Annotated in this window: 9 protein-coding genes and 1 pseudogene; 3 read left to right on the top strand and 7 right to left on the bottom strand. The window is 66.6% G+C overall.

Annotated features, from left to right (window positions below; all coding sequences use genetic code 11):
• Positions 1-82 precede the first annotated feature (82 nt).
• Positions 83-202, top strand: a pseudogene (locus tag A3OM_RS25730) (IS630 transposase-related protein); the annotation flags it as partial.
• A gap of 50 nt (positions 203-252) precedes the next feature.
• Positions 253-1394, top strand: a protein-coding gene (locus A3OM_RS0106090) for an IS3 family transposase (RefSeq protein WP_085984210.1) whose coding sequence is annotated in 2 segments (ribosomal slippage) — positions 253-520 and positions 520-1394 — 1143 coding nt in all. Because the reading frame shifts where the segments join, the coding sequence is not laid out codon by codon here.
• Positions 1395-1608: 214 nt separating this feature from the next.
• Here the strand turns inward: A3OM_RS0106090 and A3OM_RS0106085 are convergent.
• From A3OM_RS0106085 to A3OM_RS23525, 6 genes are all read right to left on the bottom strand, one after another.
• Entirely contained in the window at positions 1609-2931 is a 1323-nt protein-coding gene (locus tag A3OM_RS0106085) for an IS701 family transposase (RefSeq protein WP_026175767.1), read from the bottom strand.
• A 250-nt stretch (positions 2932-3181) separates the two neighbouring features.
• Positions 3182-6166 (bottom strand): hypothetical protein, encoded by a 2985-nt coding sequence (locus A3OM_RS0106080; protein WP_043764304.1) that lies wholly within the window; start codon positions 6164-6166, stop codon positions 3182-3184.
• Positions 6151-6918, bottom strand: coding sequence for a hypothetical protein (locus A3OM_RS0106075; protein WP_018042841.1), 768 nt, complete (start codon positions 6916-6918; stop codon positions 6151-6153). Before A3OM_RS0106075 ends, A3OM_RS0106080 begins: the two co-directional genes overlap by 16 nt.
• 167 nt (positions 6919-7085) lie before the next feature.
• Positions 7086-8437, bottom strand: a protein-coding gene (locus A3OM_RS0106070; RefSeq protein WP_085984209.1) for an IS3 family transposase whose coding sequence is annotated in 2 segments (ribosomal slippage) — positions 7086-8101 and positions 8101-8437 — 1353 coding nt in all. Because the reading frame shifts where the segments join, the coding sequence is not laid out codon by codon here.
• A 263-nt stretch (positions 8438-8700) separates the two neighbouring features.
• Positions 8701-9003: a hypothetical protein gene (locus tag A3OM_RS0106060; RefSeq protein ID WP_018042838.1), complete on the bottom strand. Its 303-nt coding sequence runs from the start codon at positions 9001-9003 to the stop codon at positions 8701-8703.
• Positions 9004-9062: 59 nt separating this feature from the next.
• Positions 9063-10262, bottom strand: coding sequence for an efflux RND transporter periplasmic adaptor subunit (locus A3OM_RS23525; RefSeq protein ID WP_043764483.1), 1200 nt, complete (start codon positions 10260-10262; stop codon positions 9063-9065).
• Between the two features lie 129 nt (positions 10263-10391).
• Here A3OM_RS23525 and A3OM_RS0106045 point away from each other — a divergent pair, with 129 nt between their 5' ends.
• The gene (locus A3OM_RS0106045; protein WP_018042836.1) at positions 10392-13562 is read left to right on the top strand and encodes an efflux RND transporter permease subunit; all 3171 of its coding nucleotides are present in this window, start codon (positions 10392-10394) and stop codon (positions 13560-13562) included.
• A gap of 431 nt (positions 13563-13993) precedes the next feature.
• Here the strand turns inward: A3OM_RS0106045 and A3OM_RS26655 are convergent, their stop codons facing one another.
• Entirely contained in the window at positions 13994-14128 is a 135-nt protein-coding gene (locus A3OM_RS26655; RefSeq protein WP_348625446.1) for a hypothetical protein, read from the bottom strand.
• Positions 14129-14460 lie beyond the last annotated feature (332 nt).

Here is a 14460-nt window from a genome sequence, read left to right as displayed (position 1 = left end):
TGCCCTGTCGGGTTGAATCGCTCGGGGTAGGCGATCTGGCTGGCGTGTGATTCACTGGACGGGCTTATGAGGGAGGATCACCATGCCTTCAGCTCTATCTGTCGATCTGCGCGAGCGTGTGGTCGCCGCGATTGAAGCGGGCACATCGCGGCGTCAGGCAGCCAAACGCTTCGGGGTCGGGGCAGCTGACCTGACCGGCTGGCTTTGGACCGGGCTGATTGAGAGGATCAGCCAGGACTGAAGGAGCTGGACATGAAGCGAGGTCAGAAGACGGGTGCGGAGCAGGTGGTGCTGAAGCTGCGCCAGATTGAGGTCCAGACGGCCCAGGGTAAAAGTTTGGCGATAGCGTGCCGGGAGGCGGAGATCTCCGAGCAAAGTTACTATCGCTGGCGCAAGGAGTACGGCGGCCTGCAGATCGACCAGGCCCGTCGGATGAAGGATCTGGAGCGTGAGAACGCTCGATTGCGCCGGCTTGTGGCTGACTTGTCCCTGGAGAAGCAGGTGTTGGCGGACGTCGCCGCGGGAAACTTATAACCCCGAAGCGACGCCGGCAGGCAGTCGACGCGATCCAGGAGAAGTACGGCCTCTCGAAGCGCCACGCCTGCCGGATCGTCGGCCAGCACCGGGGTACGCAACGCTACGTGCCCACGGTTCCGGCTGACGAGGATGCGCTGACCCGCGCCATCGTCGCCCTCGCGTCCGAGTACGGGCGCTACGGCTACCGCCGCGTCACCGCGCTGCTGCAGGCAGCCGGGTGGCAGGTGGGCAAGAATCGGGTTCAGCGGATCTGGCGTCGTGAGGGGCTCAAGGTTCCGCGGAAGCATCGGCCGCGCAGCCGTCTTTGGCTGATCGATGGCTCCTGCGTGCGGTTGCGGCCGCTCCATCGCAATCACGTCTGGAGCTTCGACTTCGTGCAAGGCTACACCCATGACGGTCGAAGCCTGCGCATCCTGACGCTGATCGACGAGCACAGCCGGGCTTGTCTCGCGCTGAAGGTGGCACGGCGGATCAACAGCCTGGGCGTGATCGAGGCCCTGGCCGACGCGATGTGTCTCCATGGCATCCCGGAGAACATCCGCTGCGACAACGGGCCGGAGATGATCTCGAAGGCGCTTCGCAAATGGGTCTCCAAGACCGGATCACAGATCCAGTACATCGCTCCAGGATCCCCATGGGAGAATGGCTACTGTGAGAGCTTCAATGGCAAGCTGAAGGACGAGTGCCTGCGCCAGGAGATCTTCTACTCACTGAAAGAAGCTCAGATCGTGATCGGTCTATGGCAGAACACATACAACCGCGTCCGGCCGCACTCCTCGTTGGGCTACCGGCCCCCCGCGCCTGTCACCTTCCCAGATCTGGCCTTCCGGCTACCCATGGCTGCCGCCATGCAGTAGCCTCTCAATTGGCTCGGTTCAAAATACCGGTCAGGTCAGTCGAGCATGTCGCGCGCGACCGTCTCGATGTTCTGCGCGGCTTCGCCGAGGCGTGCCGCTTCGAACTTTCCCTGGCCTAGTGCTACTGTGTCATAAATTTTGTTGGCAGCAGGGACATCGTTTCAGGGTTTGCGTGAGTGCCCGTGCCAGCCGTAGGCGCAGGGTCGCGATGGAGTCAGGCACGTGTCGCTCGGTCCGGATCGGGAGCACCACGGGGTTTGTAACCGGCGGGTATGGCAAGCGCTTGCCGCTCGATGATCTCCGGTCCTGAGGGGGGAAAACGGCCTCGCTCGGAGACCAGGAACCCGTAGGCCGCGATGCACAAGCTGGCGTGATGATGGAAGCCGCGCCAGCTTCGCCCCTCGTAGTGGCCGAGCCCGATTTCCTGTTTGAGTTCCTGGTAGTCCCGCTCGATGCGCCAGCGCAGTTTCGTCCGGCTGACCAACTCGGCCAGGGGCGTCTCTGGCGGCAGGGTCGAGAGCCAGTACTTGGTCGGCGCATCCTCGACCTCCGGCCACTCGATCAGGAACCACTCCTCGGGACGCGGCTCGTGTCGCAGTTCATCCCGATGCGCCGGGCGCGCCCGCACGGCCGCAAAGCGCGAGGTCAGTAGACCGTTCGTGCCAACGCGCCACGTGACCCGCTGCCAGGCAGTCTCCGGCAGAGACCGGGCCAGCGTCTCCGCCGAGAGTGGCTTGTGCTCGGGGCTCCGTCGTACCCGGGTGGGTGGGCGCCCGCGTCCGCTCCAGGGTTTGGGCGGCAGCGGTGCGGATCCTGGGGCCCACAGGCTCGTCGAGGACTGAACGCCCAGACTGTAGCGCAAGCCCAAAGCCGTCAGCGCCGTACGGAAGGCCGTGTCGATCCCGTATCCGGCATCAGCCAGAACCAGGCCGGCCGGCACCCCATCGTCCAAGGCCGCCCGGATCTGATCCAGCGCAATCTCTGGCTTGGTCCGGAAGCCGATCTCCTCGGGCACGCCGGCCTTGCCGCGGCGCTCGGCATCCAGGGCCCAGGCTTCCGGCAGGTAGAGGCGATAGGCCACCGGCAGGCTGGCCTGGGCGTTGGCCACAGAGAGCGTCACGGCGATCTGACAGTTGTCCTGTTTGCCGATCTGGCCGCAGTATTGCCGTCCCACTCCGACTGAATGGCGGCCCTTCTTGGGAAAGCCCGTATCATCGACGATCCAGGCCTGGATCGGACCCTGGCTTTCGATCGTAGGAAGAACCTCGCTGCGGACCCGGGCCAGCAAAGCGCTGTCCGACCATTCGCCCTTGGACACGAAGTGATGCAGCGCCTGATGGGTGGCTTGAACACGCGCCGGCGCGATCCGGGCCGCCATCGGCTCGATGCTCTTGCGAGCACCCGGCAGGAGGAGGCCCGTGCAGTAGGCCTTCAGCGGCGCAATCCGATCGACATGGCCCAGGACGCCTGACAAAGCCTCCAGATATCTTGCAAAACGAAGCTGGTCGGCAGCCAGCGGGGAGTTCAAGCGATCCATGCCTCGCTCCATCACGAGATCGAGTCACCAACTCTATACCCAAAATTTATGACATAGTAGCACTAGTCATCTTCGGCATTGTTGTACCTCCCTCATCGGCGGCTGGTCCAGCGCATCGATAGGGTCATAGGTGTGCTAGAGACGGTTTTGCGCGAGCGACACCGAGGAGGCCGACTTTCTTCGATCCCGCGAGTTCGCTCCACCCGCGCGCGTGGCGCGTTCGGGACAGGCATAGTGCCGCTTCCGGTGCTCAGAGCAGGCGCAGGGCTATCTGTCCGGTGCGCGGGTCGAGAACGACGAGGCGACCGCGCTCGTCGAACACCGCCGCGGCCGTGCCGTCTAGGGCAAAGCGGGTGCGCAGGCTTCGGCTACCGTGCCACCTTACGGTCGGGCCGCTCTTCCCTTTTCCCCCAACAACATCCGCCCAGACCGCGCCGGCCGCGATGTCGGTTGCGGCCCAGAGGTGGCCTCCCTCCATGGTCGCGAGGCGTGGCACGGGTCGTGGTTCTGCACGGGCCATCGCCTCCATCAGCCTTTGCTCGGCATCCCTTGTCGCCGGCGTCCATGTGTGTGGGTAAGCGCGCAGGACCCGTTGCGTATCCGCGTTCTGCAAGGCCCAGGCGACGCCTTCCGTCAGCCCGAGCACGTCCCCGTCCGCGCAAGGTGGTGGCGTCCAGAAGCGGCAGGAGACCGCGAGCGTTTTTCGGGCGAGGCTCCACCACTCGATGAGACCGTCGTGACGGGCATGGACGAGGAACCACCCGTCCGGGAAGGATGCAAGCGCCAGGGGACGTCCGGGCTCGGTCATGGGCAGACGCCAATGGTGGGCGGGGCCGGAGGTTGGCACCCATGCGTCCCCGCCAGCCCCGCCGCATGCGAGGAGCGAAGCCGTGTCGAGGCACACCAGCCCCTCCCCGTCGAAGACGAGCCAGCCGGTTTCGTCTGCATGGGCCTGCCAGTGCGTGACCGGCAGAGGGCAGAGCAGGGTAAGCCGCCCGGCGTCCGAATCGAGGAGGAGCAGGGCCGGACCGTCGAGGGTCTGCCGCAGTATGAATGCCCGGGCACCTGCGCCGATGGTCGCGAAACCCATGAGGCCGTCGACCTGACCGCGCCAGCGCTCGCGCCCGCTCCGGCCGAGCAGGCGGACCAATCCCGACCGATAGCCCACCAGCAGCCGCCCACCAGCCAGCAGAGCCGTGTCCGTGATCTCGGCGAGCGCCGGGCCATCGGGGATCGTGATCGGGCCACTTGCAGATTGGCCGAGGTGCGGCGGCCGGGTTTGAAGCCGCCGGAGATGCTGGCGGAGCGCGACTTGCCCCCCGGCTTCGGCGAGGCGCCCGGCAAGCCGTGCGCGTTCCGGATCGTGACCCAGCGCGCCGTCATCCACGGCGAGCCGGCGGGTGAGGCCGCGACAGAGGAGCGAGAAGGCGGGATTCGGTGGTTGAGGCGGGCCGCCCTCGAATGCTGGATCGAGCCAATGCGCCGCCAGCGCGAGCCGCCGTGCCGCGCCTTCGAGGCCCGGCGCAACCAGTAGCTCCGCGAAGGCCGCGTAGAGCGGATCGACGCTTTGTGCGTCCCAGGGCAGAGCACGGAGCGCCCGCGCCAGGGATTCTGGCGCGGGTCGCCCCCCGTCAGCAAGGGCCTGCCTGATCCAAGCTTCACGGCGCCCGGTGAGCGCCGGAACGCCGAAGGCGAGAGCAGCAGCATGATCGAAGGCGCCAATTCCGGCGAGACGCTCCGCCCAGGCCTCGGCCAGCACCGGACGAAACGGATCGCCAGGCGGGAGTTCCTTCCAAAGCTCCTCATGGGCATCGTGACGGGCGGCCAGCGCCAGTGCCCGCTTGGCCTGCCCCGCCCTGAACCAGAGCGGGATGGCGATGCCCGGCCCCAGGCGTCGGGCCTCCGCGAGCCGGGCCGCGGTCTCGATCTGCCCGGTCTCCGCGAGGAGTTGCACCGCCGCGTGCGGATTGCCGGCGAGTTGGTCCAGCACGAAGGCGGCGCGCTCGATGTCGCCGGTTTCCCGTAGCGCGGTAGCCTGTTCGCCGTAAAGCAGCCGCAGGCGCTCCTCGACGGCGGGATCGAGGCCAAGACGGGAGGCGCGCTGCGGCTTGAGATCGAGCGAAATGCTTTCGCGCAGGCCGGGGCCGGTGAGGGGGAGATCGGCGAAGGTGGTCGCCGGGTTTGCCGGGGGCGCGAGCCCCACCGCCCGGTGCAGGGCCTCCTCGATCCGGCCCGCGGCGAACAGGCGCTCCACCTCGGTGAGGCGGCGGGCGTAGAGCCGGCGCAGATGCCCCGCATAGGGGGAGCGCCATGCCAGCCACGCGGCCGCCTTTCGCCAGAACGGATCGCGCAGGGTGCCGGCGGCCGGTGCGCCGCTCCGAACCGTCTGCACCCATGCCGTGGGCGACCCCTTGCCGGCGCGGTGGGAGACCAACCACGCGACGACGAACGTGACAACGAACGTGACGACCAGCGGCTGCAGGATCTTGCCCCAGTTCGCCTCCGCCGTCGTCCGAATGCTCTCGATGAAGCCCATCACCAAGCCGCCAGCCACGGTCAGAACGAGCAGGATGATGTAGGCCTCCCAGAGGAACCCGAACGTTCCGCCGACCCAGCGCCGGGCGCCCGCGACAAGATCGCCGATGGTGTGCTGGAGCCGTCGCCGGGGACGGCGGGCGAGCGCCTCGCGCATCGGTGCGAAGGGCTCCGCACCGGTCGTGAGGGTCGGGGCGCTTGCGAGGCGGGGAGTTGAGGCCACCTGGCGTAGGGTTGGGACACGCTCGGCCGGGACGACCCGAATGCCGTCAAGCATCCACCAGCCAGCGACGTCGAGGCCGGTGGAATCGCTGAGCGGCACGGCGCTGAGGCGGCCCGCCGCCACGTGGACGAGATGGTCGCGCAGGACCTCCGCGAGCGCAGGTTCAGGCTCGGCGAAGGGGGCGGTGGCCAGCAGGCCGAAGCGCCGCACCACCGGCAGGCAGGGGCCGAGCACAGCGCAATCCCGCCACAGGGGCCGCGCGAACAGGACGAGGACGAGATCCCCGAGCGCCCGCGCCTCGGCCGCGTGGTCGAGCCAGGGGCTGACGCGATCCCTCCAATTGGGCCCGACTCGGCTGCGATCCATCAGTACGCCGTCGAGAGGTATCGTGCCGGTATGGATCCAGCCGCGCAGAGCCAGATCCGCTAGCGGCTCACGGGCGCCCGGCAGTGGCGACGGTTTTAGGCGTCGAGGCACGGGATCGTCTCCGTGAACTCGTTCACGTTCGGCAGATAACGCCAGATGTCGTCAGACATGCCCGCGACGGATCGGAGCGCGAGGGTCGCGACGAAGCCGTCTGGATCGAGGCGGGCGGCGGCAACGAAGAACCTAGCGCCCGGGCCGGCGGCGATCCGCACCACGTCGAAGTGGTCGGCTGGCAGCGGGATCGGGTCAACGAGCACTGCGCCGTCGAGGTCGCGGAACGTCAGGCCGTCCTCGTTGCGATGCAGAGCGGCGAGATGCTCGCCTGCCCCGCGGTTTGTTTCAATCGTGGCGAAGCCGATGATGCGTCCGTGTGGGTAGACGGAGCGGACCTCCCCGCCACAGGCCTTCGTCAGCCGCCACGACCCGTCCTCTTCATCGGCGGCCAACATAGGCGGGGCGATGCCGCTGAGGACGTCGAGCGCGCAGGCCCGTGTCGCCGGGGCGGCCTCGGCGGGGAAGCGGGCCAGCACTTGCCCGTCGGCGCGGCTGCGGACCATCACTTCGCCCGTGCGATCGCGCGTCAGCAGGGCGCCGGGCGTGAGCGCGAAGGGCGTGGCGCCCCGGAGCGCCTTGTAGTCGGTCACCCTGCCTTCAGCGAGCAGGATGGCTGCCCCGTCGGGAGCCAGGAGCCAGCAGCGGTCGCGGCGCTTTAGGATTCCGAGGAACGGAAGCGCGGCCCCCGGGAAGCGCGTGGCCGCCAGAGGGTGATCGCGGGGAACGCGCAGGTCGAGCGGGACTCCCAACGGGCAACCGTTGAAGTCCCAGCTCCGCTGGCGGATGCGGGCCTCCTCCAGGTAAACGGTGACGAAGACCGCCCTGATCCGCTCCGGCCCGACTGTCCGTCGTCAGATAATTTGGGACATTCTGCGAAGTTCAGGAGCGGAGGCTCTGGTCCATCTGGGGTAAGAGGTTAGGCGGCCTGCGCGTGGTGGCGCAAGCGGCGATCCATGAGGGTCTGGCGCTTGATGCGTTCCCGCTCGGCCAGGATCCCTTCGCCGCGTCCGAAGTAGACGTCAGCGGGCGTGAGGTTGCTCAGGCTCTCATGGGCTCGGGCATGGTTGTAGTGTTCGACGAAGTCGGCAACCTGCGTCTCCAGTTCGCCGGGCAAGTAGGCGTGTTCGAGCAGGATGCGGTTCTTGAGCGTCTGATGCCAACGCTCGATCTTGCCCTGCGTTTGAGGATGGCATGGCGCACCGCGGATGTGAGTCATGCCCCGGCTGCCGAGCCAGTCAGTCAGGTCGCTGGCGACGTAGCTCGGCCCATTGTCGGAGAGCAGGCGTGGCCGATGCATCACCCGCGCCTGATCGAGCCCAGCCGCACCCAGCGCCAGGTCGAGCGTGGCGGTGACGTCGCTGGCCTGCATCGTCGTGCACAGCTTCCAGGCCACGATGTAGCGTGAGAAGTCGTCCAGCACCGTCGACAGGTAGTACCAGCCCCAGCCAACGACCTTCAGGTAGGTGAAGTCCGTCTGCCAAAGCTGATTGGGCGCGGTGGTCTTATCGCGGAACTCGTCGGCGGCCTTGATGACGATATAGGCCGGGCTGGTGATCAGGTCCTGAGACTTGAGCAACCGGTAGACGGTCGCTTCCGAGACGAAGTAGCGACGCTCGTCTGTGAAGCGCACCGCCAGCTCACGCGGACTGAGTTCAGGCTGCTCCAGAGCCAGGGCAACGATCTGCTCGCGGATCTCCGCAGGCAGGCGGTTCCAGACCCGGCTCGGCCGCGAGGGATGGTCATTCAACGCCTCGGGGCCGCCGCGCTGGTAGGCGTCGTACCACCGGTAGAACGTCGAGCGCGTGATGCCGAGCTTGTCCAGGGTGGTACGTACCGGCAGGTGGGATTGCTCGACGAGCCGGATGATCTCCAGCTTCTCGGGGGCCGGGTACCTCATGCTTCGTCGCCCCCAGCCCCGCTCATGCTTTTTTTAAGCAGACGGTTCTCCAGGACGAGATCAGCTACGACCTCCTTCAGCGCCCCCGTCTCGCGGCGCAGATCCCGCACCTCGTCCGTCGTTGCCGCACGCGCCGTGTCGCCGGACAGGCGCTTCTTGCCAGCCTCCAGGAACTCCTTGGACCAGCCGTAGTACATCGAGGCGGCGATCCCCTCACGTCGGCACAACTCGGCGATGCTGTCCTCGCCACGCAAGCCTTCCAGCACCACGCGGATCTTCTCCTCGGAGGAGAACTGCCGACGTGTGGCCCGACGAATGTCCTTGATCACCGCTTCTGCCGGCTTCTTGGCCGGTCCGGATGTCTGCTTCATCTTCGCTCCTTAGGGGCTACGATGAACCAGCCATCCTCCGTTCGTGAAGACCCTCAATCTGTCCCACAGGTGCTGACGTCGGACACTCATGATGCCACCATGCCCGTTCCCCATGACGGGAAGCGACGCTTGAGTTAGGATTGCGTTCCGCCCCTCCATGATGCGTGGGGGTCGTCGGAGATAGAGGGGCAACGGGCCATCTGGTTCAGGCTCAGGCGGGGACAACCGTCCGCGGTGCCCGCACCGTCCCCACGCCGCGACCGTCACAGACCGAGTTGCGCTTTCCGTGTGAGATGCCCGTTGCGGAAGGTCAGGGTGACGTTCGCGCCATACCGACCCGCCCCACGCCAGGAATAGGTCGCCCTGCGCGTGGCGCCGATTGTCATATGGGTGATCTGCCGCCCCTCGCATCCGAAGATCGTCCGGACCTGCGCCATGCTCATGCTTGTCTCGATGCGGTCGTAGGCCGACCGCGTCGCACGGCATTCTTTCGCCTGTGCGCCAGTGGCGACGCAGCCGATCGTGAGGAGGGCTGCCATCAGGATGATGGGACGGTCGTTCGGCATGCTGTCCGGTGTCACTGGGGGAGATCGACGAGGTTCGGCGATTGCGGGGCTCATCGATCCTATCCGGGTCCGTTCACCGCATGTCCGGTTTTGCCTTCCTGACCGGCGTCGGCGTCCGGTCGGACGACGACCTTCAGGTTCTGACGCATGTCCTGAAGGTGGTCGACCACCACCCGGTCACCGTCCGAGAGCCCATCCAGGATCGCGGTATCGTCTCCATAGGCATCGCCGGTGGTCACGGGCCTCTGCTGCACCGTGCCGTTCCCATCGACGACGTAGACGATCTGCTGCGCAAGTTGCGCATCCAGGGACACGGTGGGGACCAGCAGCCTGTCCTTCGTGCCGGTCTGGATTTTGGCACGTACGAACTGCCCCGGCAGGAAACGCTCGTCGGCGTTGGGCATCAACGCCCGGACGAGACGACGGGCGGTCCGGGGGTCGAAGCGGTTGTCGAGCTGGTAGATCCCGGCCTCTCGAACGGTCTTGCCCTCGGCGTTGAGGACGGCGACCGTGACGCTTCCCTCCTTCATCGCCGCCCGGATGGTCTCGGAGTCCTCCGAGGAGAGGGCCATCTGGATGTCGATCGGATCGAGTTGCACGACCGAGACGAGCTGGGTCTGGTTCTCGATCACGAGGTCGCCGGGATTGATCGTCGACAGGCTGGCGCGCCCGTCGAAGGGCGCGTTCACGATGGCGTAATCGAGGTTCAGGTTCTGCCTGGCAATCGCGGCCTCGGCGCCCTGGACCTGGGCGACGGCGGAGGTCCGGTTCGACTGCAGCTGTTGGAACCGTTGCTCGGTGGCATAGCCCTTGTCGGCCAGGGACTCGGTGCGGTCGACCTCCGCCTGGGCGAAGGTCAGCTGCGCCTGTGCCTGCGACGCCTGGGACTTCGCTGTCTGCAGCGCGACCTCGAAGGGCCGTGGATCGATGCGGAACAGGACCTGCCCCTTCTTCACGTGTCCGCCCGGCTCGAAGGGCCGCTCCGTAACGTTGCCGGTCACCCGGGCCTGCAAGGTCGCGTCCTGCTGCGCGATGATCGTGCCGGTGTAGGTGAAGGCGATGGGCACCTGACGCTTACGGGCGACGATGACCCGGACCTCCAGGGGGGGCTCCTCGGCCTTCACGCCTTGCTTCTTGCCGACGAATGGCAGGGCGGCCACGATCCGGTCCGGCGAGGGGCGCCCGGCCATGTACCAGCCTCCTGCGCCCAGCAGGACGATCAGTCCCGCCCCGACACCGTATCCGACTGCTGCCCGCACCAACGTTGCTCCCGAGTTCGATGAGGCCGGCCACCGCGCCCGCCCAGCGCGAGAGGAACACGCCTGGGGACGAGACGTTGCATCGCGGGGTCCACGCATCCGGCCCTGGACCGGAAGCCACGTTCCCGCATGTTTGCCCGCTTCGTCGACCGGCCGGTGCTCGCCGGCGTCATCTCCGTGCTCATCACGCTGATCGGCGCGGTCGCGGGTCTCACCCTGCCGATTGCCCAGTTCCCGGAGATCGCCCCGCCGATCATCAACATCCAGGCGACGTATCCCGGCGCCAGCGCACAGCAGGCCTATGACGCCATCGCGATCCCGCTGGAGCAGGAGATCAACGGCGCGCAGAACCTTCTCTACATCAGCTCGACCAGCAACACCGACGGCAGCGTCAGCATGGACGCGACCTTCGACGTCGGCTCGGACCTCGACGCAGCCGCCGCGGAAGTCCTGACCCGCGCCAACCGGGCGGAGGCCAAGCTGCCGCCCTCGGTGAACGCGCAAGGCCTCGAAATCACGAAGAGCTCGCGACAGCGCCTCGGCAACATCGTGCTCTACGCCGACGAAGGCTCCCCCTACGACGAGCTGTTCCTGGCCAATTGGGCCGAGACCCAGGTGATCAAGCCGCTGCGTCGGGTGCAGGGCATGGGCCGCATCGTCAACTTCTCGAACAAGCGTTACGCCATGCGCGTGTGGCTCGATCCGATGAAGATGGAGGCCCTCGGGATCAGCCCCGGCGCGGTCACTGACGCCATCAGCCAGCAGAACGCGCAGATCACCACCGGCACCCTCGGCAAGCCGCCGGTCGACCAGGCCACCGCCTTCGAGTTGCAGCTCGTCACCCAGGGACGCTTGCGTAAGCCAGAGGAGTTCGGGAACATCCTCCTGCGTGCCAATCCGGACGGGTCCGTGGTGCGTATCCGGGACGTCGCCAGGGTCGAGCTGGGATCCGAGCAATACGGAGTCCGGTCGAGCTTCGACGGTTCGGCCTCCGCTACCCTCGGCCTCTACCAGAACCCTGATGCCAACGCGGTGCAGGTGATGGACGGCGCCCGCGAAACGATGAAGGACCTCGCCAAGCGCTTTCCGCCGGGGCTGAAGTATCGCATCGCCCTCGACCGGACCGAGTTTGTGAAGGAGGCCATCTTCGAGGTGGTGCGGACGCTGTTCGAGGCGCTCGCGCTCGTGGTGATCGTCACCTACCTCTTCCTCCAGAACTGGCGCGCCACCCTCATCCCGGCCATCGCAGTCCCGGTGGCGCTGGTCGGCACCTTCGGGCCGATGGCCCTGCTCGGCTTCTCGTTCAACACCCTCAGCCTGCTTGGCATGGTGCTGGCGGTGGGCCTCGTCGTCGACGACGCCATCATCGTCGTCGAGAACACCGAGCGCCTGATGGACGACGGCATGGCGCCGCGCGAGGCCTCGCGGGAAGCCGTCACGGAGGTCGCCGGGCCGGTCATCGCCACCACCCTGGTCCTCGCCGCCTTGTTCGTGCCGGTGGCCTTCATCCCCGGTCTCACGGGCAAACTCTACAATCAGTTCGCCCTGACCATCGCCATCTCGGTGATGATCTCCGCGGTGGTCTCGCTCAGCCTCACGCCGGCGCTATGCGGCTTGATCCTCAAGCACCGCGACCATGACGCGAAGGACGAGAGCCTGTGGCGGGCTCCCCTGCGCTGGTTCAATCGCGTGCTGGATGGGGCGAGCCGTCGTCTCGTCAGCTCGATTGGTTGGCTGACCGGTCATGTCGCCCTCGTCGCAATCGCCTTTGTTGCCTTCGCGGCCCTGACCGTGTGGATGACCATGGCGCGACCCTCCGGGTTCGTGCCGGACGAGGACCAGGGCTACTTCTTCGCCGACGTGGTCCTGCCCAAGGGGGCCTCGGTGGCCCGTACCAACGTGATGGTCGACCGTCTTGGGCAAACGCTGCGCGAGATCCCGAGCGTGGAGCACACCATCGGCGTGACCGGGCGCAGCATCCTGGCCGACGCCATTGCGCCGTTCTACGGCTTCCAGATCCCGACGCTGAAGCCGTGGGGTGAGCGTACCGAGAGCGTGAACGACGTCATCGCCACGGTTCAGGAGCGCTTCAAACACGATCCCGATGGCAAGGTCCGGGTGGTGAACCCTTCCCCGCTTCCCGGCCTCGGCTCGCGCAGCGGCCTGACCCTGGAACTCCAAGATCGCAGCGGCACCGGCGGTCTCAAGCTGGCCCAGGCCGCCAACCGCTTCATCGCCGAGATGGAGAAGCTGCCGTCGGTCGGGCGTGCGATTCCGACCACGACTTACGGCGTTCCGCAAATGCGCCTGGAGATCGACCGGGCCAAGGCGGAGCAACTCGGCGTGCCCCTGCAGAACCTTTTCGACGCGCTGGGCACCTACGTCGGTTCGAGCTTCGTGAACCTCTTCAACCGCTTCGGATACGTCTATCAGGTCTACGTCCAGAGCGAGGCCTCCGGCCGCCGTACCATCCAGGACGTGGAGGCGCTGACGGTCCTCAACAGCCGAGGCGAGCCCGTGCGGGTCGGCTCGCTGATCCAGACCAGTTTCGTCACCGGTCCGACGGCGGTCCTGTCCTACAACACCTACCCCACCATCGAGATCGCGGTGGACACCGCCGCCGCCGCCAGTTCCGGAACGGCCATTGCTGCCATCGAGGCGCTGGCCGACGCCAAGCTACCCTCGACCTACGCGGTCGAATGGACCGACGTCGCCTATCAGGAAAAGATCGCCGGCGGCTACGCTCCGCTGATCTTCGGCCTTGGCACCCTGATGATCTTTCTCCTTCTGGCCGGGCAATATGAATCCTTGCGCCTGCCGTTCGTGATCCTGCTCGGGACGCCGATTGCGATCTTCGGCGCCGTCGCCTTCCTGGCGATGCGGGGCCTCGCCCTCGACATCTTCGGGCAGGTCGGGCTTCTGCTTCTGGTCGGGCTGGCCGCCAAGAACTCGATCCTGCTCGTCGCCTTTGCCGAGGACCTGCGCAAGCAGGGCGAGGACGTGCTCAAGGCTGCTCAGGATGCCGCGCGGCTGCGCATGCGCCCGATCCTGATGACCTCGTTCGCCTTCATCATGGGGTCGGTACCGCTCGCCATCGCCAGCGGCGCAGGCGCCAACGCCCGGGTGTCGATGGGCACCGTGGTCATCGGCGGTCTGCTGGTGGCCACTTTCGTCACCTTGTTCGTGACGCCGACCTTTTACGTTGCCTTCGAGCGTCTTTTCGGCAAGGACGGCAAGGAAGCGGCACATACCCCAGACGACCGGGTATCCTCTCAGGCCTCTGAGGCAGCCGGAGGCTAGCGGTCGTTGATTTTCGTGGTTCGACACGAGGTTCATCAGGCCTGACAAGCGCCGGACAAAGCACGGCTACGCCTGGAGGCCGAAGGCTTGGCAGACGGGGCCCCTTGCATCCTCGCGAGGATCTCGCCCAACGTGACCGGGCTCCACTCCGAGCAATTAACGCCGACGCCGAGGCTTGTCCGGGTAGCCGGAATGCTGCCGTGGGAATGGCCGTAGACATGAATGTCGTCATGCCAGGCAAGCGGCCACGTCACGTGCGCGTAATGGCTGACCCACAGGGCGATCCGCTTGAGCATGCCCGGGTCCTGGACGAAGACCCGGTGGACGTCGACGACGGGTCCGGCCCATTCAGGGCGGTCGCCCTGGGCAAAATCATGGTTGCCCCGGACCAGATGGATGCGGCCATGCAATCGCACCCGAACGGATGCGGCCTAGTCCAGGCTGCACATGTAGGCGAAGTCCCCGAGGTGCCAGACGATGTCGTCGGGTCGAGCCGCCTTGTTCCAGGCGGCGACCAGAGCCTCGTCATGGGCCTCGATGGTCTCGAATGGGCGGGGGCGAGCCATGCGCGGACTGAGCAGGCTTGCATGACCAAAAATGGGTGTCGGCCGTCAGTAGGGCTCTCGGCATTCTCAGCCTCCGGAATGGCGGAGACCTTGTACGGGACGCAGCGCTCCGAAATCATCGAGAAGAGTGGACGTCCCTGGATTTCATCGGCTGAGCGCTCCCGTTTCGAGATGGCGATCTCATCGCATGCCTACCCCATTCGATAAGAGGTCGTATGGGATCCACCAAGGAAGTCCGCCTCCAACCCTTTCCCGGATAGATCGTAGACCCTGCAGGCAGCGCTCACGAGACGACGGGACATGGGTAAGGAATCCTCGACTCAGGAAGAGGG

It is taken from the genome of Methylobacterium sp. 88A, assembly GCF_000376345.1.
GTDB classification, from domain to species: Bacteria; Pseudomonadota; Alphaproteobacteria; order Rhizobiales; family Beijerinckiaceae; genus Methylobacterium; species Methylobacterium bullatum.
This window is presented reverse-complemented; position numbering and strand designations above follow the sequence as displayed.